General features: G+C 73.9%; 17 protein-coding genes. 6 read left to right on the top strand and 11 right to left on the bottom strand.

Annotated features, from left to right (window positions below):
• Window positions 1-50: 50 nt before the first annotated feature.
• Genes BGK67_RS15870 through BGK67_RS15860 form a run of 3 tightly spaced genes read right to left on the bottom strand, consistent with a single transcriptional unit; the run spans window position 51 to window position 2,202 of the window.
• Window positions 51-368, bottom strand: coding sequence for a hypothetical protein (locus tag BGK67_RS15870; protein WP_079154211.1), 318 nt, complete (start codon window positions 366-368; stop codon window positions 51-53).
• Window positions 365-1,765: a hypothetical protein gene (locus tag BGK67_RS15865; protein WP_069920699.1), complete on the bottom strand. Its 1,401-nt coding sequence runs from the start codon at window positions 1,763-1,765 to the stop codon at window positions 365-367. The genes BGK67_RS15870 and BGK67_RS15865 overlap by 4 nt, the downstream gene beginning before the upstream one ends.
• Window positions 1,762-2,202, bottom strand: coding sequence for a hypothetical protein (locus BGK67_RS15860; RefSeq protein WP_244291232.1), 441 nt, complete (start codon window positions 2,200-2,202; stop codon window positions 1,762-1,764). Before BGK67_RS15860 ends, BGK67_RS15865 begins: the two co-directional genes overlap by 4 nt.
• A 333-nt stretch (window positions 2,203-2,535) precedes the next feature.
• On the opposite strand from BGK67_RS15860, the gene BGK67_RS15855 reads away from it, so the two are divergent.
• The 4 genes from BGK67_RS15855 (at window position 2,536) to BGK67_RS15840 (ending at window position 7,372) form a co-directional block, all read left to right on the top strand.
• Entirely contained in the window at window positions 2,536-3,018 is a 483-nt protein-coding gene (locus BGK67_RS15855) for a DUF6232 family protein (protein WP_244291231.1), read from the top strand.
• Window positions 3,018-3,350, top strand: coding sequence for a hypothetical protein (locus tag BGK67_RS15850; protein WP_069920697.1), 333 nt, complete (start codon window positions 3,018-3,020; stop codon window positions 3,348-3,350). The genes BGK67_RS15855 and BGK67_RS15850 overlap by 1 nt, the downstream gene beginning before the upstream one ends.
• A 333-nt stretch (window positions 3,351-3,683) precedes the next feature.
• Window positions 3,684-5,558, top strand: coding sequence for an AMP-dependent synthetase/ligase (locus BGK67_RS15845; protein ID WP_432215516.1), 1,875 nt, complete (start codon window positions 3,684-3,686; stop codon window positions 5,556-5,558).
• A 221-nt stretch (window positions 5,559-5,779) separates the two neighbouring features.
• Window positions 5,780-7,372: an alpha/beta hydrolase gene (locus BGK67_RS15840; protein ID WP_069923899.1), complete on the top strand. Its 1,593-nt coding sequence runs from the start codon at window positions 5,780-5,782 to the stop codon at window positions 7,370-7,372.
• A gap of 33 nt (window positions 7,373-7,405) precedes the next feature.
• Here BGK67_RS15840 and BGK67_RS15835 read toward each other — a convergent pair whose 3' ends face one another.
• The 3 genes from BGK67_RS15835 to BGK67_RS15825 form a co-directional block, all read right to left on the bottom strand.
• Window positions 7,406-8,560, bottom strand: a complete 1,155-nt coding sequence (locus tag BGK67_RS15835; RefSeq protein WP_069920695.1) for a lipase family protein — start codon at window positions 8,558-8,560, stop codon at window positions 7,406-7,408.
• 342 nt (window positions 8,561-8,902) lie between these two features.
• Entirely contained in the window at window positions 8,903-9,757 is an 855-nt protein-coding gene (locus tag BGK67_RS15830) for a GNAT family N-acetyltransferase (protein WP_069920694.1), read from the bottom strand.
• Between the two features lie 72 nt (window positions 9,758-9,829).
• A complete protein-coding gene (locus tag BGK67_RS15825; RefSeq protein WP_069920693.1) occupies window positions 9,830-10,840 on the bottom strand; it encodes an AraC family transcriptional regulator in 1,011 nt (336 codons plus the stop codon).
• A 161-nt stretch (window positions 10,841-11,001) separates the two neighbouring features.
• Here BGK67_RS15825 and BGK67_RS15820 point away from each other — a divergent pair, with 161 nt between their 5' ends.
• Together BGK67_RS15820 and BGK67_RS15815 are read left to right on the top strand one after the other, a co-directional pair.
• Window positions 11,002-12,738 carry an AMP-dependent synthetase/ligase gene (locus BGK67_RS15820; RefSeq protein ID WP_069920692.1) on the top strand — a complete coding sequence of 579 codons (1,737 nt, stop codon included), beginning with the start codon at window positions 11,002-11,004 and terminating at the stop codon, window positions 12,736-12,738.
• 56 nt (window positions 12,739-12,794) lie between these two features.
• The gene (locus BGK67_RS15815; protein ID WP_244291230.1) at window positions 12,795-13,997 is read left to right on the top strand and encodes a trypsin-like serine peptidase; all 1,203 of its coding nucleotides are present in this window, start codon (window positions 12,795-12,797) and stop codon (window positions 13,995-13,997) included.
• A 151-nt stretch (window positions 13,998-14,148) separates the two neighbouring features.
• Here the strand turns inward: BGK67_RS15815 and BGK67_RS15810 are convergent, their stop codons facing one another.
• From BGK67_RS15810 to BGK67_RS15790, 5 genes are read right to left on the bottom strand one after another with little or no spacing between them, the layout of a single operon-like run.
• A complete protein-coding gene (locus BGK67_RS15810) occupies window positions 14,149-14,589 on the bottom strand; it encodes an NUDIX hydrolase (RefSeq protein ID WP_069920690.1) in 441 nt (146 codons plus the stop codon).
• Between the two features lie 40 nt (window positions 14,590-14,629).
• Window positions 14,630-15,868 (bottom strand): ABC transporter permease, encoded by a 1,239-nt coding sequence (locus BGK67_RS15805; RefSeq protein ID WP_069920689.1) that lies wholly within the window; start codon window positions 15,866-15,868, stop codon window positions 14,630-14,632.
• A complete protein-coding gene (locus BGK67_RS15800; protein ID WP_069920688.1) occupies window positions 15,865-16,644 on the bottom strand; it encodes an ABC transporter ATP-binding protein in 780 nt (259 codons plus the stop codon). Before BGK67_RS15800 ends, BGK67_RS15805 begins: the two co-directional genes overlap by 4 nt.
• Window positions 16,641-17,732 carry a peptidoglycan-binding protein gene (locus BGK67_RS15795; RefSeq protein WP_244291229.1) on the bottom strand — a complete coding sequence of 364 codons (1,092 nt, stop codon included), beginning with the start codon at window positions 17,730-17,732 and terminating at the stop codon, window positions 16,641-16,643. The genes BGK67_RS15800 and BGK67_RS15795 overlap by 4 nt, the downstream gene beginning before the upstream one ends.
• Window positions 17,729-18,235 (bottom strand): hypothetical protein, encoded by a 507-nt coding sequence (locus tag BGK67_RS15790; RefSeq protein ID WP_069920686.1) that lies wholly within the window; start codon window positions 18,233-18,235, stop codon window positions 17,729-17,731. Before BGK67_RS15790 ends, BGK67_RS15795 begins: the two co-directional genes overlap by 4 nt.
• Window positions 18,236-18,238: the final 3 nt, after the last annotated feature.

The raw sequence follows: 18,238 nt of genomic DNA, 5'->3' as shown, positions 1-18,238 counted from the left end.
GCGCACCCGCCGCAGCCCCCGCCCCCGTCCGGGCGGGGGCTGCGGCGTGTCTACGGCAGGGTCGCGACCCGGATCCACGCGACGGCCGCGAGCAGCACCGGCAGCGCGTACCACCAGCGGTTCATGGTCCGGCGGTAGACCGGCAGCAGGCAGACGAGCAGCCCGGCCAGGCAGACGGCGTACACGGCGTGGGCGCCCGACCGCATGTCGGCGCGCACCCGGTCGTCGCCCGGGTCCACCTCCGCGCCGAGCAGGAGCACGCAGAGGTACACCGCCGGCACGTAGAGCAGGCCGAGCGGGACGCCCAGCACCCACTGGAGGCAGCCCCGGTCCTCGGGCAGGTCGATGCTCTCGCGGCGGAGCCTCATCGCATGGCCTCCTTCGCCCGGCCCAGGTCGTCGACGAACCGGTCGCCGTACCCCTGGGCCTTGCCCAGGTCCCAATAGGGGCCGCCGTTGTAGCGTGCGGAGATCTCCCGCTTCTGGGCCTCGGTCAGCCGGTCCGCGGGGACGTCGGCGAAGCTCGTCTCCGCCTTGATCTGCGCCAGGTAGGCGCCGGCGATGAAGGCGTTCTCCTTCGGGTCCTGGAGCGCCTGCTCGACCAGGCCGCGCTGCTGATCGGTGAGGTGCTCGGGGTCGTAGCCCAGCACCTCGGCGCCGCGGCGCAGCTGGATCGCGATGGGGCCGTACGAGGTCTCGTCCGACCTGCCGCCGAGCCGGTCGGGGAGGTTGTGCGAGGCGACCGGGCCCAATCCCCAGGGGGCTTCGGCTTGTTCGCGCGCCGCCCCGACCAGGTCGTCGGCGAAGCCGGGTTGCCAGCCTCCTACCTCCTGCCAGGCCACACCCGCGAGGAGGTCCTCGGGCACCCCGGCGTGTTCGGCGGCCGCGCGCAGGACCGTCTTGTTCTGGGAGATCCAGTCCGCGCGCATGCCGTCGGTGACGTTCGGGATCCAGTAGGTGTCGGCCGCGTCGGGCAGAGCGGCCACCCGCATCCGGATGTCGTGCAGCCGCGGTGAGATCAGGGTGTCCGGGCCGACCGGGCCCGTCATCTCGCGCTTCGGGCCGCCGCCCGGCAGATGGGTCAGGGGGCTGGTGCGGGCCTCCGCCGCCTCGCGGCGGATGTCCGCCATCGCCGCGTACAGGTCGGGGCGGCCGCCCCCGCCCTTGACGACGAACTCGGGGAGCAGCTCGTACGCCTGCTTCAGGGCGTGCACGCAGGTGCTCCGCGCCTCCTGCTCCGCGGCCTTCGCCAGCCCGAAGCTGCCGCCCGCCTCGTCGTGCAGGCGGTCGGCCTCCTCGCGGATGTCGTCCACGTCCATCGTGAGCTCGGCGAGGCCGTCGAGGAACCCGGTCGTCGCCCGCATGTCCTCCCACTGGCGCATCGGCTCCGCCTCCTGCGCGGTGCGGGTGATGGCGGTGCCCTTCGTGCCGATCAGCGCGGCCAGCGCCCGCTCGGAGCGCTTGCCGTTGCCGTAGTGGGACGTGGCGGTGCCCAGGGCCAGGGCGTAGGCGTGCAGGGCGCCGGCCGCCTTGTCGTAGCCCTCGGCCATCTGGGTCACCAGCAGCCGGGCCTCGGCGAGGCGGGCGGTGTACGTGTGGCTGCCGTCGCTCTGCCACTGGGTACGGGTCTCCGCCCGCCGGGCGGGTTCTTCGACCTGTACGAGGAGGTCGCGCAGCCGGCGGAACTCGGCGGCGTTGCGCTCCACCAGCGTCGGGGAGCACTCCTCCAGGAACTCGACGTCGCCGCGATGGCTCAACCCGCTCATCCGGACTCCGGCTTCACGTAGCCGCCCTCGGCGAGGAGGCGGTCGAGGAAGGCCCGGGCGGTGTCGTCGTCCACGCGGGCGAAGCCGGTGCCGGTGGTCTTCAGGCGGGTGGCCAGAGCGGCGAACAGGGCGATCGTGTCCTTGAACTGGTCGTCGGCGAACCGGGCGAAGCGCAGGGCCTGGGCCGAGACGTCGGCGTGCGCGCGCGGGGCGCGGGCCATGGTGGAGGCGTCGCCGTCCGGTCGGCCCTCGTGCAGGAGCGCGGCGATCTCGATGAGGAGGTTGGCGTTGCCGTTGATGGACGAGGCCCCGGCCAGCAGGCCGCCCGCCGGACCGTCGCCCGCCTCCGGCGCCACCTGGTTCAGCCGCATGGCGGGCGGCTGCCGCCCGGCCAGGGCGGCAGCCTTGTGCTGTGCCCATTCCGCGTCGAACGACACCTGGCTCCCCCCGACTTGGTCCGGACATCACGGATCATGCTCATGCTAATCGACCATGATCCGCCCGAGTGTCGGCGCCGCGACGGCCTCTCGGAGCGGGCGTCAACTCCTCCTGCCCGCACGGTGATTCGAGATCTCAACGGTCGGCTGGGCGGGGTGAATTCCGTCCAGTGGCGTGTCAAGCGGAATGGCCAATTGATCATCACTAAGTCGAAGTTGTCCGATCTCTACTTGACCGATCCAGCTCGCCCTACACTGCGTGCCGGGAACTCCAAAAACAGGCAAGGGGGGGGGCGGGATATGGCGCCTAGCCAATCAACCGTTCAAGTCCGGGTGCATGAAGGTGTGCTGTGGGTCGACGGTGAGGCATATCCGCTGCGCAACATCTCCCACGTAGGGCAGCGCGTATTGGAGGTCGACAAGGGTGCGGCGTGGAGAAAGTTCATCGCCCGCGCGCTCGTCACCCTCGTCATCGGCGGAATCGTGTCCGCCGCCGCGGGGGAAATCGGGGTCGTCCTGCTGGTCGTCGTGCTGGGCCTGCTGATCTGGCAGCTCGTCACGGTCATCGGCAAGCCCCCGCTGTACGGCCTGGTCCTCAACACCTCCGGCACACAGCGCGATGCCGTGTGGTCCACGGAGCGCAGCGAGATCCAGGCCCTCGTCATGGAGATCACCAAGGCCATCGGCCGCCCGGACACCGCGCAGGTGGTCTACAACGTGAAGCACGCCGTCATGGGTGACCACATCGAGCAGTACGGGGCCGGGAGCATCGGCAGGGCCCAGCACAGCGGTTCCGGCAACATCGGGAGCCGCTGATGAGCGGCGACCAGTACACGCAGTACGGGCCGGGGAGCATCGGGAAGGCGGAGCACGGCGGTTCCGGCGACATCGTGGCCGGCGGCAAGCACGTGGGCGTCCCCCAGGCGGGGTCGCCGGAGCTGCGGAAGCTCCTCGACGAGGTCCGGGCCATGCGGCCGCACCTGGGCGAGGGTGATCGGGCGGAGGTGGACGCGGCGATGGAGGAGATCGCCTCGAATCCCTCCGAAGGCCGCTTCAACAAACTGCTCCGGACGTTCTCCGGAATCGCCGCGCTCATCGGAGAGGCCGGAGTTCCTGTCATCGCGGCGGTGAAGGAGCTGCTCGGCTGAATCGACGGAATCGGTGGGAGAAGGGGGGCCGCGTCGAGCGGCCCCCCTTTTTTTGTGCCGAGGGCCGGAGTTCGGGGCCGTGGCGCCATCGGAAATTGCGTGGATAAATGCAACGACCCGCTGCCTTCGGCAGGCCCGCAGCCCGTGCGCGCGGGTGAAAGCGGAGTCACCGGGCCGTTCTCCGCCGCGGGTGCGCACTTCGTCCGCGGCGGCGGGGGAAGCGTGGAGCGTCGGTGAAGAAGAAGGTCGGGGGGTGGTCGGGCGGGGTTACCGCTGCGTACATTACCGGCGGTAACTCGCTACCCCAGAGGAGAGTGCACCGTGGAAGCCGAGCTGAGGCCGGCCAGGCCCGTCGCACCCGTCGAGCCCGTCAAGACCACGGTCGACGGGGTGGTGCGCGAAGTACGGGTGCCCGCGCTGGCGGGCGTCCCCGAGCGGGGCTCGCTCGGGGACATCCCCTTCGACAACGCCCGGCAGGCACCCGGCGAGGCGGTCCTCGCCCGCAAGGGCCGGGACGGGACCTGGCGGGACGTGACCGCGGCGCAGTTCGCCGCAGAGGTGCTCGCCGTCGCGAAAGGGCTGATCGCCGAGGGGCTGCGGGAGGGCGACCGGCTCGCCATCATGGCCCGTACGACCTACGAGTGGACCCTGCTCGACTTCGCCGGATGGGCCGCCGGGCTGGTCACCGTACCGATCTACCCCACCTCCTCCGCCCTCCAGGCACGCTGGATCATCCAGGACTCCGGCGCCGTCGCCTGCGCCGTCGAGGACACCGCGCAGGCGCGCATCATCAGCGCCGAGCGGGCCCACCTGCCCTGGCTGGCCCACCTGTGGGAGTTCGACACCGGCGCCCTCGCCCGGCTCGTCAAGGCCGGTGAGCACCTGCCCGACGCGGTGGTGCACGCGCGGCGGGCCGCCCGTACGCCGGAGGCCGTCGCCACCCTGATCTACACCTCGGGCACGACCGGGCAGCCCAAGGGCTGCGTCCTCACGCACGGCAACTTCTTCGCCGAGGTGGACAACGCGGTGGAGCTGCTGCACCCCGTCTTCAAGTCCGTCAGCGAGGACCCGGCCTCCACCCTGCTCTTCCTGCCGCTGTCCCACGTCTTCGGGCGGATGGTCGCCGTCGGCTGCCTGCGGGCCCGGGTGAAGCTCGGGCACGCGCCGAGCATCGCCACCGAGGAGCTGCTGGCGGACCTCGCCGGGTTCCGGCCGACCTTCCTGCTCGCCATCCCGTACGTCCTGGAGAAGGTCTACAACACCGCCCGCGCCACCGCCGAGAAGATGGGCCGGGCCGCCTCCTTCGACCGGGCCGCCCGCATCGCGCGGCGTTTGGGCGAGAAGGCCGTCGAGGGCAGGGCCCCCGGCCTCGGGCTGCGCGCCGCGCGGGCGCTGTACGACCCGCTGGTCTACCGGCGGATCCGGGCCGCGCTCGGCGGCCGCGTCCGCTACGTCCTCAGCGGCGGATCCCCGCTCGGCAGCCGCCTCGCCGCCTTCTACACCGGCGCCGGCATCGAGGTCTTCGAGGGCTACGGGCTCACCGAGACGACCGGCGCCTCGACGGTCACCCCGCCGCTGCGGCCCAGACTCGGCACCGTCGGCTGGCCGCTGCCCGGCACGGCCGTACGGATCGCGGACGACGGCGAGGTGCTGCTCGGCGGGCGGCACGTCTTCGCCGGGTACTGGAACAGCGGCCAGGGCGTCCCGTACGGAAGCTGGCTGCCGACCGGCGACATCGGGGAGCTGGACGCGGACGGCTACCTCACCATCACCGGCCGCAAGAAGGACCTGATCATCACCTCCGGCGGCAAGAACGTGGCCCCCGCGGCCCTGGAGGACTGGCTGCGGGCCCATCCCCTGGTCGGCCAGTGCATGGTGGTCGGCGACAACCGGCCGTACATCGCCGCCCTGATCACCCTGGAGCCGGACGGCCTGCTGCACTGGCGCCAGATGCACAAGAAGATCGGCGTGCCGATCTACGAGCTGGTGCGGGACGAGGAGCTGCGCGCGGACATCCAGCGGGCGGTCGACGAGGCGAACCGGCTGGTCTCGCGCGCCGAGTCGATCCGCCGCTTCACCCTCCTGCAGGGCGATTTCACGGAGGCGCGCGGCCATCTGACCCCTTCGCTGAAGCTGAAGCGGGGCGTGATCGCCCGCGACTACGCGCGCGAGATCGACGAGCTGTACCGGGGGCCGCGCGAGGGCTGAGCCGGGGGCCTGGTGCGGCGGGGTCTGGCCGAGGTGCCGGGCCGAGTCCGGGCGGTGCCCGCCCCGCTGGGCGGGGACCCGGGCCGTGCAGGGCCCCGGCGGCGGCCGGCTTCGGCCGAGGGGCGGGGCGGGCGGCTTCGGCCGAGGGGCGGGGGCGGGCGGGCGCGCTTATGGTGGGCTGACCGCTCCAGCGGTCCGGGGGGATGCCCGAGGAGGGCGCCGTGTACCGTTCCCGCCCCCGTAGCCGTTGCCGCAGCCGTTGCCGCGGCCCGTCCAGGGCCGCCGCGGCCTGTGTGCTGGTCCTGGCCTGCCTCGGAGCGGCCCCCGCCCAGGGACCGGGCCCCGCACCCGGCCCGGGCTCCGAACCGCCCGCTCCCGCCATCCGGTGGGGGAAGTGCCCCGAGCGGCCCGTACCCGCCCAGATGCGGTGCGGGACCGTCAAGGTGCCCCTCGACCACGCGGCCCCCGGCAAGGGCACGGTGGAGATCGCCCTGGCCCGCATACCGGCCACCGACCGCGAGAAGCGCCTCGGCTCGCTCCTGCTGAACTACGGCGGTCCCGGCAGCCCGGGCATCGCGAGCCTGGCCGCCGATCCCGACGCCTTCGCCGACCTCGGCGAGCACTACGACCTCGTCGCCTTCGACCCGCGCGGGGTCGGCCACAGCGAGCCCGTGTCCTGTGGCGGCTCCCAGCAAGCCGAGCTGGAGGAGGGAGCGGACGCCGCCGCGCAGCTGGCCGCCCTGCGGGCCTTGGCCAGGAGCTGTGAGCTCGCCTCCGGCCCGGTCCTCCCGTACGTCGGGACCGTGCACGTCGCCCGCGACATGGACGTGATCCGCCGGGCACTGGGCGACGAGAAGCTCCACTACCTCGGCTTCTCGTACGGCACCCGGCTCGGCGCCGTGTACGCGGCGCAGTTCCCCGGCAGCACCGGCCGCATGGTCCTCGACGGCGTCGACACCCTCACCGAGCCGCTGGCGGAACAGGCCCTGGCCTCGGCGCGGGGGCAGCAGCGGGCCCTGGAGAACTTCCTGTCCTGGTGCGCCCGCCGGCAGGACTGCGTCTACGGGACCAACACCCGCACCGCCCGGGAGAAGATCGACGCCCTGGTGACCCGGCTCGACGAGGAGCCGCTGGTCGGCCACGACGGCTCGTACGTGACCGGGCAGGACCTCGTCTACGGGATCGGCACCGCCCTGTACTCGCAGCTCATGTGGCCCGCGCTCGCCGACGTGCTGGCGACGGTCGAACGGGGCGGCGACCCGGCGGAACTGCTCCAGCTCGGCGGACCGGCGGTCCCCTCCGACGACGGGGAGGAGGAGTCCGGCCCCGGGACGGTGCCCGCCGACAACCCCCAGGCCGCGCTCCTCGCCGTGAGCTGCGCGGACGACCCGGACCGGTCGGACGTGAAGGCCGGGGCGGCGGCCGTGGAGAAGGAACTGGCGGCGCTGGAGGAGGAGTTCCTCAAAGCCTCGAAGATCTTCGGGCCGAGTCAGCTGGCGACCGTGCTCTCCTGCTACGGGCGCCCCGCCGGCACCGACTTCATCCGGCGGATCGACCGTCCCGGCGCCCCGCGGATGCTGCTGGTCGGCACCCGCGGGGACCCGGCCACCCCGTACGAGTGGACGGAGGAGACGGCCGAGCGGCTCGGCTCGGCGGTGATCGTGGACTACAAGGGGGAGGGCCACACCGGCTACGTGTCCTCGCCCTGCGTCCGGGAGTACGTGGACCGCTTCCTGCTCGCCGGGCGGTTGCCGTCCGGGACGCGGTCCTGCCCCGCCGAGGAGGTCCCGCCGGAGGCGGCCGGGGGAGGGTGAGCGGCGGCGGGGCGGGCTCGCGTCCGCGGGGTGTCAGCAGTTGGCGTGCGTGGCGCGTCCGGCGAAGCGGTCCGCGAGCCAGTCGCCGGCGGCGAGGGACTGGGTGATCACGCCGCTGACGTGCTCACCGATCCAGATGGTGTCGAACTCGAGGTTCGCGCCCCTCGCGCACCAGTCGGAGCGCAGCCCGCGGCCCACCCCGTACGGGATCAACTCGTCGGCGAGCGCGTGGTACTGGTACACCGGCGCGGCCGGGGCCGTGCGCCCGAGCCTGCTCTGGCCGAGCCGGGCCTGCCAGTCCGGCTGGTCGAGCGGGTTGCGCGTGGTCAGGTCGGAGATCCGCTTGAAGGAGCCGGCGATCGCGTCGATCGCCACGCAGTTCTCCTTCATGCCGGCGACCAGCGCCTTGCCGAGCGGGTTGAGGTAGGAGTCCAGCTTCAGCTCAGGGAAGGCCGCGTCCTGGCCGGCCGCCGCCATGAAGATCAGTCCGGAGCCGAAGGAGCCGTTGTTGAAGTCGGCGACCTTCAGCAGGTCGGCCGGGACGCCGCCGGTCGCCGTGCCCTTGACCTTCAGCTCCGGGGCGTACGAGCCCTGCAGTTCGGCGGCCCAGCTGCTGGCCTGGCCGCCCTGGGAGTAGCCCATGATGCCGATCGGGGTGTCGGCCGGGAGGCCTGCCTCCGGGAGCCGGGTGGCGGCACGGGCGGCGTCGAGCATCGCGTGCCCGGCGGAGGGGCCCACGGTGTAGGTGTGCACGCCGGGGGTGCCGAGGCCCTCGTAGTCGGTGACGACCACGGCCCAGCCGCGCAGGGTGAGCTGCTGGATGAGGTTGGCCTCCATGGCGGTGCCGTGCGGGATGTTGTTGCTCGGCGCGCAGGAGTCGCCCATGCCGACGGTGCCGACGGCGTACGTGATGAGCGGGCGCGGGCCGGTGCGGCCGTCCTGCGGGACGATGACGGTGCCGGAGACGGTGTTGGGGGCTCCGTCGGCGGTGGTGGAGCGGTAGTGGATCTTCCAGGCCTTGGTGCGGGTGGGCTGGCCGGGCAGCGGGTGGAAGGCGGAGGGGGCGCTGCTGACCAGGTCCCCGGGGCGGCCGGCTTCCGCGGTTGCGGCTGCGGCTGCGGTGGCGGGGATCGCGGCCGAGAGGGCCAGGGCGGTGACGGCGGCCAGGGCGGTGCTTCGCAATCGCATGGGCGGCTCTCCCAAGGGTCCGGGGTGGGGGTAGGTGAGGCGAAGGTAGTGACCGACCGGTAGGGAGGTCGCTGACCGTGCAGCTCAGCTTTCCTGACCGGGAATCGCAGACCATGTCCGGCGCGCGGCGGGGAAGCGGTGCGCACGCGGGGCGTTCCGGGGGACGGCTCCCGCGAGTGGTCGACCGGAACGGCGCCGCGCAGCTCGCCGCCGGCGATCTCGTCGGCGGGGAGCTGCGCCCTGGCCGGAACGCGGCGGCCGGTCGGCCCGATCGCCGATGGGGCCGGTTTCCCCCATCACATGACGACAGGGCCTAGTGCTGTGACCTTCCCGGTCACAGCACTAGAGGACGATCGAGCGGTACTCGTCCAGCACGGCGAAGCCGGCGCTGTCGTACAGGCTCATCGCGGCCTCGTTGCCGCCGAAGACGTTCAACATCATCGCCTCGTCGCCGCCCTGCCGGGTGGCCCACTCGCCGACGGCCATCGCGGCCCGGCCGTAACCCTTGCCCCGATGCTCCTCGTACACCTCCAGCGAGAACCCGAAGGTCACGCCCGGCAGGAAGCCGTGGCCCACCCAGCCGGTGCCTACCGCCTGGCCGCCGGCCTCCATCACGTAGAAGGCCTGACCCGGCGTCAGGTACCCCTGCGGGAGGTAACGGGCGTAGTCCTGGTCGGACTTCTCCTTGGCCTCCTCGGGTGTCAGGGCTCCGGCCCGGACGATGTCCGCGATGTACGCGGCCTCCTCGGCGGCGTACCAGCCCGGGTACTCCTCCTCGGTGAGCCGGCGGACCGTCAGACCCGGCGGCAGCTGCGGCCGCTCGGCCGCGACGCGGATCCGGTTCTGTCCCCGCACGGGATAGTCGGCGAACGCCCCCGCGACGCCGCCGGTGAGCCGGACCTCCACCCGCTGCGCGCCGTGCTCGGCGCACCACCGCTCGGCCCACGCGCGCCCCCGCGGCGCCGTCAGGTCATGGATCCGGCCCACGGTCGCGCCGTTGTCCTGCGTCACCCCGACCGCGACCCACCCGGTGCCGTCCCCGGCTACCGTCCACCCGCCGATACCCTCCACCGCCCGCTCCAGCAGGGCCCGGGCCAGCGGCTCCGAGCACCCCGCCGCCCGGTACCCGGCCAGCACCCGCTCCTCGAACCCGCCCCGCCACTCATTCTGGTCGGCCACGACCTGTATCCCGTTCATCCGCCAACCCTAGGCCCGGGCACCGACAGAGCCCGGTCCGCGGTCGCCCGACGCCCGCGCCCCCGGCAGGCACTAGCCGCCGGAGGCTATCCGGTAGGCGCCCGGGGTGGTGCCCGTCCAGCGGCGGAAGGCCCGGTGGAACGCCGTGTCCTCCGAGAACCCCAGCCGCGCCGCGAGCTCCGCGATCGGCTCACCGCTCTCCGCCAGGCCCGCGATCGCCGCGTCCCGCCGGACATGGTCCTTCAGCTGCTGGAAGGAGGTCCCCTCCTGCTGCAACCGCCGCCGCAGCGTCGCCGGCGACACCGCCAGCCGCGCCGCCACCTCCCCGAGCGCCGGCAACCGCGGCGAGGCGCGCAGCTGCCGGGTCAGGGCCCGGCGGACCTGCTCCGCGACCGTGGTCCCGTACTCGGGCCGCGACAGCAGGTCGAAGGGGGCCCGCCGCAGCATCGCGTCCAGCGCGGGCTCGTCCCGCACCAGCGGGGCCGTCAGCCAGTGCGCGTCGAACGCGGCGCCCGTACGGGCCTCCCCGAAGCGGACCGGGCAGTCGAAGAGGATCTCGTACTCGTCCTTGTGCGGCGGCGGCGGATAGCAGAACGCGGCGTACGCCAGCGGGATGCGCCGCCCGACCAGCCAGCTGCTCAGCCGGTGCCAGATGGCCAGCACGCACTCGGTGAGGAAGCGCTCCTGGTCCCGGGCGAAGTCGTTGCGCACGGTGAACCGCGCCTCCGCGCCCGCCACTTCGAGCGCCAGCTCCGGCCCGCCCGGGAACAGCCCGTAGAACGCGGCCGCCCGCTCCATCGCCGCGCCCAGGTCCCGGCAGCCGAGCGAGGCGTAGCACATCATCGCGAAGGTCCCGGGGCGGCTGGGGACCGGACTCAGGCCGAGGAACTCGTCCTGCGTGGTCCGGTACAGCGCCCGGAACAGGCGGGCGAACTGCGCCGGCGTGATCCGCGCCCGGTCGTCGCCCAGCAGCAGCGGCGGGATCTGCGCCTCCTGGAGCAGGGGCACCGTGTCGATGCCGCTGCCGCGGGCCCCCGCGAGCACGGCCCGCACGTGGTGCACGGTGATCGTCCGCCTCCCCATGCTCCGACGGTAGCTCCCCGCGCCGCCGGGCGATACGGCCCCGGCGGCCCGTACCGCCCGGGATGAGCGCTGCGGCCAGCACGGCTGACGCTTCCGGTCATGCCCCCGGGCCGCCCCGGCTGCCTAGCGTCGGGGGTCACCGACTCCCGGGAGGGCACGCGATGGACCCCGACGGCCGACCGAGCACACTGGCGCGCTTCACGCAGTGGACCGAGGAGCGGTACGGGCCGCAGACGGCCCTCAGGTTCCGGTCGCCGGGAGACGGCGGCCGGCAGACGCGTACGTACGCGGAACTGGCCGCCGAGGTACGGGCCGCCGGACGGGCGCTGCTCGGGCTGGGGGCGGCCGCGGGCGAGCGGGTGGCCGTACTGGCCGAGACCCGGCCGCAGTGGACGTACACCCACTTCGGGGTCATGGCGGCGGGCGCGGTCCTCGTCCCCGTCTATCCGACGGCGGGCGAGGAGGAGCTCGCCTGGGTGCTGTCGGACTCGGCGGCGGTGGTCGTGGTCTGCGACGACGCGGCGCAGGCGGCCCGGGTCGAGGCGCTGCGGCCGCAACTGCCGGCGCTGCGCGCGGTGGTGGAGATGGACGCGCTGCCGGGCCTGCCGCGGGCGCCGGAGGCGGAGCTCCTCGCGCGCGCGGCGGCCGTCGTCCCCGGGCAGGACGCCTCGATCGTCTACACCTCGGGCACCACGGGCCTGCCGAAGGGCTGCCGGCTCACCCACGGCAACCTGGGCGCGATCCAGGACGCCACCCTCCCGCTGGTCAGGGGCGGCCCGGGGGATTCGACGTACCTCTACCTGCCGCTCGCGCACCTGCTGGCGCAGCTGATCCAGTTCACGACGCTGCTGGAGGGCGGGGAGCTCTGCTACTTCGGCGGCAGGATCGAGGACGTGTTGGCCGAGCTGTCGGAGGTCCGCCCCACCCACCTCCCCTCCGTGCCCCGGCTGTTCGAGAAGCTCCACTCGGTGGTGCTGTCGCTGGCGGAGACCGACGAGGGCGGCCGGGAACGCCTGGAGGAGGCGGTGCGCCTCGGCGTGCTCGCGGCGGAGGGCCGGCTGCCGCAGGAGGACCGGGACGCGTACGAGGCGGCGGAGAAGTCGCTGTACTCCGTGGTCCGGAGCGCGTTGGGGGGCCGGCTGAAGTGGGCGCTCACCGGCGGCGCCCCGATCGCCCCGGCGACCTTGGACCTGCTGCGGGCCTGCGGGATCGCGGTGTACGAGGGGTACGGGATGACGGAGTCGGGCGGAGTCATATCCCTCAACCACCCGGAGGCGGTCCGCTACGGGACGGTGGGGCGGCCGATCGCGGGCTGCGAGGTGCGCATCGCGCCGGACGGGGAGGTGCTGGCGCGCGGGCCGATGGTGTTCCCGGGCTACCACGCCAACGAGGCGGCCTCGGCGCAGGCCCTGGACCCGGAGGGCTGGCTGCACACCGGCGACCTGGGCGAACTGGACGCCGACGGGTACCTGCGGATCACCGGGCGCAAGAAGGAGATCGTCATCACCTCGGCGGGGAAGAACCTCACCCCGACCGAGGTCGAGTTCGCCATCCAGCGCTCGCGCTACGTCTCCCGCGCGGTGATGGTCGGCGACCGCCGCCCGCATCCGGTGGCCCTGATCACCCTGGACGCGGAGGAGATCACCGCCTGGGCGGCCCGCGAGGGCCACGACCTGGGCCCCGCCCCCTCCGCCCACCCGGCGGTGCGCGCCCTGATCGAGGCGGCGGTGGCGCAGGCCAACGCCTCGGTCTCGCGCCCGGCCCGCGTCCGCGCCTTCCACGTGCTCCCGGAGGACTTCACGATCGCGTCCGGGACCCTGACGCCGACACTGAAGCTGCGGCGGAGGGCGGTGGAGGAGCGGTACGCGGCGGAGATCGAGCGGCTGTACGGGGGCTGAGCGCGGGCCGGGCGACGGCGGCGCGGGGAGCCGTACGGGCGGGCGTACCGGCGGGCGTGCGGGCGGTCGTACGGGCAGGCGCGCCGGCGGGCGTACGGGCAGGCGTGTCGGCGGGCGTACGGGCGGACGGGCGGACGTACCGCCGGGCGTGCGGGCGGGCGTACGGGCAGGCGTACCGGCGGTCGTACGGGCGGGCGTACCGGCGGTCGTACGGGCAGGCGTACGGGCGGTCGTACCGGCAGGCGTACCGGCAGGCGTACCGGCGGGCAGCCGTACCGGCGGGCGTGGGCCGTCTGGGCCCCGGGGCCGCCTTGCACCCGGCCCCGCCCGCGGGGCATGCTTCGCCGGGGCGCAGCGGAAGGATCATCATGTCGGTGGACAAGCGGACCGTCGTGACCGTGGTGCTGTGCGCCCTCGCGGCGCTGGGGGCCTCCGCCGCGGTGGCCGAGCTGGCGCCGCCGCCCGAGGCGGGCACCCCCGCGCGGGCCAAGGCCGCGCCGACGCCGCCGACGACGGCCCCGTCGCGTTCCCAGGCGGCGAAGCCGCAGCTGACCACCCCGCCCAAGAGCACGCTGCCGCCCGCGGTCACCCCCCAGCCCGGCGGGCCCGCGGCCTTCACCGGGGCCCTGTTCACCAACGGCCTGGACAGCGATCACTTCTGCACCGCCACCGTGGTGCAGAGCCCCGGCCGGAACATGATCATCACCGCCGGGCACTGCCTGCTCGACGGGGACCAGGCCGGCGGCACCGCCGTCTTCGTGCCCGCCTACGCCAACGGGGTCGCCCCGTACGGCACCTGGAAGCTCGAGGAGGCCTTCGAGGACGACCGCTGGGCCGAGGACACGGACGACGGCTACGACCTCGCCTTCGCCCGGCTGGCCCCCGACGCCACGGGCCGGAACATCGAGGACGTGACCGGTGCGGCCGTGCTGGACACCAGCGGCCGCTCGGGCGAGGAGGTCACCGTCACCGGTTACCCCGCCGACCGCAAGGTGCCCCGCACCTGCACGGCGGTCACCGTCCGCGAGAGCGAGACGGAACAGCGCTTCGACTGCGCCGACTTCCCCGGCGGCACCAGCGGCAGCGCCTGGATCGCCCGCGACGGAAAGATCATCGGCATCCTGACGGGCGGCGACACGGACGACGTGTCGACGAGCACCATCCTGGGCGACTACGCCGCCTCGCTCTACGCCAAGGCCACGGCGGCCAAGGGCGAGGGCCTGCCGAACCAGCAGGCTCAGCAGGCCCGGCCGAACTAGTGCTGTGACCGGGAGGGTTCACCGGGTCGCGGCCCCCGGCGCGGCACCTCGCCGCGTGGTCGGGCCACGCGAGTACGTCCGGTACGAGCCGTGGCCTTTGCGATGCCCCGCACCGGATGCCGCGACCCGGCAACCCTTCGCGGCCACAGCACTAGCTGATCAGGCCGAAGTGCACCGGCTCGGCCGGTGCGTTCGCCAGGAGGTCCGGCAGGCGCGGCGGCCAGAGCGGTTCGCCGAGGGTGGCCAGGCGCTGCGGGGAGAGCCACTGCCAGTGGATGCCCGGGTGCTCCAGCACCGGTTCGCGGTGCGGGCCCGTGGTGAGGTAGATGTGCTCGTGCTGGCGGACCGGGATCCCCTGGTGCGTGAAGTCGTGCTCCCAGGTGCACAGCAGCCGGCCCGGATCCAGGTCGGTCCACCCGGTCTCCTCGCGCAGCTCGCGCCGCACGCACTCCTCGGGGCTCTCCCCCGGGTCGATGCCCCCGCCGGGCGGCAGCCAGTGGATGCCGACCTCCACGTTGTTCTCGCGGAAGAGGAACACCGACCCGGCGGGGGACAGGATGACAACGCGCGCTGCGTGACGTGGAGTTCGCATCGGACCAGCGTACGCCGGTGATCGCTGCCGGATCCCGGCATCATCCCGCTGCCAGCGCCAGCGTCGGGGACAGCCGGGCCGCCCGGACCGCCGGGTAGAGGCCGGCCAGGGTGCCGATGGCCAGGGTGGCCGCGAAGCCGCCGGTCACCGCCCAGAGGGGGACCACCCAGGGCAGGTCGCCGGCCCGGGCGTAGACGGCCGTGGCCGCAGCGCCCAGGGCGATGCCGGCGAGGCCGCCGAGGCCGGACAGCAGCAGGGACTCCGTGACGAACTGGATCCGGATCTGCCCCTTCGTGGCGCCCAGCGAGCGGCGCAGGCCGATCTCGTGACGGCGTTCCAGCACCGAGATGATCATGGTGTTGGCGACGCCGACCCCGCCGACCAGCAGGGCGATCCCGCCCAGCCCCAGCAGCAGGGTGCTGAAGGCGCCCTCCGTGGCCGCCTTCGCCTGGAGCGCCGCCGACGGGTCGCTGACCGAGACCGCGCTCGGCGCATGCGGATTGGCCGTCCGGGCGATCAGGTCGCGCACCTGCGCCACCCGGTCGTCCGCCGACCGCTCGTACACCGCCGTCGGGTGCCCGTCGAAGCCGAGCAGCCGCTCGGCCGCCTCCCAGCCGATCAGCGCCGACCGCTCGATCTCCGGAGCCAGCGGCACCGGCGCCAGGATCCCGATCACCGTGAAGTACCGGCCGCCGATGAACACCTGTTGGCCGGGCCCGGTGATGCCCAGGCGCCGGGCCGAGACGTCGCCGAGCACCACCGAGGGATAGCGGCCGGTGGCCTCGTTGAGCCAGGTGCCGCTGCCCATCCGGGCGCGCAGGGTGCCCAGCAGGTCGTCCTTGGCCGCCTTGAGCACGATCCCGCCCGTCTCCTCCCCGGGGATGTTCTCGGAGCGGCGTACGGACTCGGCGACATCGCCGGTGGTGCCGACCGATTCGACCCCCTGGATGCGGGAGACCATGCCCGGGGCGTCCTTGGGCAGCTTGGTGTCCTGCCCGTTGAACATCCCCTGTCCCGGCGTCGCGACGAGCATGTTCGTGCCGAGCCGGTCGAGTTCGCGCAGCAGTTCGGCCTGGCTGGAGGAGGAGATCCCGACCACAGCGATCATCGTCGCGATGCCGATGGCGATCCCGAGCGCGGACAGGAACACCCGCATCGGGCGCGAGCGCAGCCCGGCCGATCCGACGTGCAGGACGTCGCGGGGGGTCAGCCTCGGCGGAGTCAGCCGTGCGGCGCGCCGGGCCCCGCGGGTGCCCGTACGGCCGCTTCCCCGGCTCATTCCGCCACCCCGGTCCCGGCGGCCGCGGACCCGGCCGGCGCGGTGGCCCCGAGCCCGGCGGCCCCGGACCCGGCCGTCACGGTCGCCGCGTTGCGGACGTCCGCCACGATCTCGCCGTCCCGGATCCGCACCTGACGCGGCAGGCTCGCCGCGATCTCGTGGTCGTGGGTGATCACGGCGATGGTGGTCCCGTCCGCGTTCAGCTCGTGCAGCAGTTCCATCACCGACTCCCCGGACGCCGTGTCGAGCGCGCCCGTGGGCTCGTCGGCCAGCAGCAGGTCGGGGGCGCCCGCCACCGCGCGGGCGATGGCCACCCGCTGCTTCTGCCCGCCGGACAGCTCGTGCGGCCGGTGGTCCATCCGGTCACCGAGACCGACCCGCTCCAGCGCCCGCTCCGCCCGGCGGCCGCGCTCGGCCCGCGAGAGGCCGCAGTACAGCAGCCCCTCGGCGACGTTCGCCCGGGCGCTGACGCCCGGCACCAGGTGGAAGGACTGGAAGACGAAGCCGACGTGCCGGGACCGCAGCGCCGACAGCGCGCGGTCCGAGAGGGCCGCCACGTCGTGGCCGGCGATCCGTACGCCGCCCGCCGTCGGCCGGTCCAGGGTGCCGACGATGTGCAGCAGGGTGGACTTACCGGATCCGGACGGGCCGACGATGGCGAGCAGCTCGCCGCCGGAGACGGTCAGGTCCACCCCGCGCAGGGCCGCGACCCCGCCCGGGTACTCCTTGGTGACCCCCGACAGCTCGACCACCGGAGAGGGATGCGTGTGCGTCATAGCTTCGGGACCCCCACCTGCATGCCCTCCTCGAGGGCTTCGCCGGTCACCTCGACCCGGCCGTTGCCGAACATGCCCAGCTCCACCCCGACCTCGCGCGCCCTGCCGTCCTCGACGACCTGCACCCCGAAGCCGCCGCCGGTCAGCGCCAGCAGCGCGTTGACCGGTACGGAGAGCACGCCCTTGCGGGTCTCGCCGGTCAGGCCGACCGACACCGGGGACCGGTCCGGGGCGTTCACCTCGGCGGGCTTGTCCAGCGCGACGACCACCTCGACCTTGGCCTTCTTGTCACCACCGCCGGGGCCGCCGCCCTGGTCCCTCTCGTCCGGACCGGCCGCGCCGCCCACCGATTCGATCGTCCCGGTGGCGGTGGCTCCCCCGGGCAGCCGCACGCTCACCGCCTCGCCGGTCTTGGCCGCCCCCGCCTTGGCCGCGTCCAGCTGGAAGCGGACGACCCGCTCGGTGCCGGTCAGGGTCATCACCGGCTTGCCCGGCCCCGGCTCGTCACCGACCGCCGAGTCGTTCTTGCGCACCCGCTGCGGCCCCGAGGCGAAGGCGATGTCCTCCTTGGCGACCTCGCCCGTCTCCGGCGCCTTGTGCGCCTTCTGCCACCGTTTGACCGCCGTCGCCGTGCCCGCCGTGAAGGCGCCGTCCTCGGGGTCCAGGCCGGGCCCGTGGCCCAGCGCCCGGAGGTTGCGCTTGAGCTGCTTGACGTCCTCGCCCTCGTCCCCGGCCTTCAGCGGCCGGTACATCGGCGTGGACCCGTACATGAGCCGCACCGCCCTGCCGTTGACCTCGTACAGCCTCCCGTCGCGCTCGACCGCGGCGCCCTCGCCCGCGACCCAGGTCAGGACGCCCGGCCCGGCCGCGTTGACCTTGCGCTCCTGCGCGTAGCCGAGGGTGCCCTCCACCCGGAGGCCGGAGCTGAGGTCGCCGCGCTGCACCGGCGCGGTGGCCGGCGGCAGCCCGTCGCCGCGCTGCTCCTGCCCGCTCTCCTGCCGCGGCTCGGCCATGACCGCGTACCCGCCGCCCGAGGCGGCGAGCACGACGGCCAGCGACCCCAGCAGCGACTTCGCCCGCGTCCTCACGACCGGGCCGCTTCGCACTTCTTCTGCGCGTCCTCGAAGGCCTTCTCCTGGCCCTGGGGGATCTCGATGCCGGTCCGCGCGCCGCCGCTGTACTCAGGGTCCTTCAGCTGGATCCCGTTGTCGCGCATGCAGCGGATCCACTTGAGCTCCTTGTCCTTCTCCTCCTGGGTGGGCTCCTTGCCCGAGCCCGGGCCGCCCATCCCGCAGGCCTTCATGGCCTCCTGCATCTTCTCCGGGTCGACGCCCCCGCCGACCGTCATCCCGCGCGGGTCCTGGCCGGGCTCGGGGTCGGGCGCGTCTATGCCGTGCTCGCGCAGGCACTGGCGCATCTTCACGGCGTTGTCCGCGTCCGTACCCGAGCCCGAGCCGGAGCCGGAACCGCCGCCCGATACGGAGTCCTTCTTGCCGCCGTCCGAGCCGTCCGAGCCGCCCGCGCAGCCGGTGACGGCGAGGGCCAGGCCGGTGACGGCAGCGGCCGTGGTCATGATGAGGGATCGCTTCATGGG

The organism is Streptomyces subrutilus, assembly GCF_001746425.1.
Lineage (GTDB): Bacteria > Actinomycetota > Actinomycetes > Streptomycetales > Streptomycetaceae > Streptomyces > Streptomyces subrutilus_A.
The sequence above is the reverse complement of the archived record's forward strand: the minus strand, read 5'-3'. Positions and strand labels throughout refer to the sequence as shown.

Bases quoted from the DNA above. Each gene is read 5' to 3' on its own strand.
- BGK67_RS15870 (WP_079154211.1), bottom strand. From the start codon at position 368: ATGAGGCTCCGCCGCGAGAGCATCGACCTGCCCGAGGACCGGGGCTGC.
- BGK67_RS15865 (WP_069920699.1), bottom strand. From the start codon at position 1,765: ATGAGCGGGTTGAGCCATCGCGGCGACGTCGAGTTCCTGGAGGAGTGC.
- BGK67_RS15850 (WP_069920697.1), top strand. From the start codon at position 3,018: ATGAGCGGCGACCAGTACACGCAGTACGGGCCGGGGAGCATCGGGAAG.
- BGK67_RS15835 (WP_069920695.1), bottom strand. From the start codon at position 8,560: ATGCGATTGCGAAGCACCGCCCTGGCCGCCGTCACCGCCCTGGCCCTC.
- BGK67_RS15830 (WP_069920694.1), bottom strand. From the start codon at position 9,757: ATGAACGGGATACAGGTCGTGGCCGACCAGAATGAGTGGCGGGGCGGG.
- BGK67_RS15825 (WP_069920693.1), bottom strand. From the start codon at position 10,840: ATGGGGAGGCGGACGATCACCGTGCACCACGTGCGGGCCGTGCTCGCG.
- BGK67_RS15820 (WP_069920692.1), top strand. From the start codon at position 11,002: ATGGACCCCGACGGCCGACCGAGCACACTGGCGCGCTTCACGCAGTGG.
- BGK67_RS15810 (WP_069920690.1), bottom strand. From the start codon at position 14,589: ATGCGAACTCCACGTCACGCAGCGCGCGTTGTCATCCTGTCCCCCGCC.
- BGK67_RS15805 (WP_069920689.1), bottom strand. From the start codon at position 15,868: ATGAGCCGGGGAAGCGGCCGTACGGGCACCCGCGGGGCCCGGCGCGCC.
- BGK67_RS15800 (WP_069920688.1), bottom strand. From the start codon at position 16,644: ATGACGCACACGCATCCCTCTCCGGTGGTCGAGCTGTCGGGGGTCACC.
- BGK67_RS15790 (WP_069920686.1), bottom strand. From the start codon at position 18,235: ATGAAGCGATCCCTCATCATGACCACGGCCGCTGCCGTCACCGGCCTG.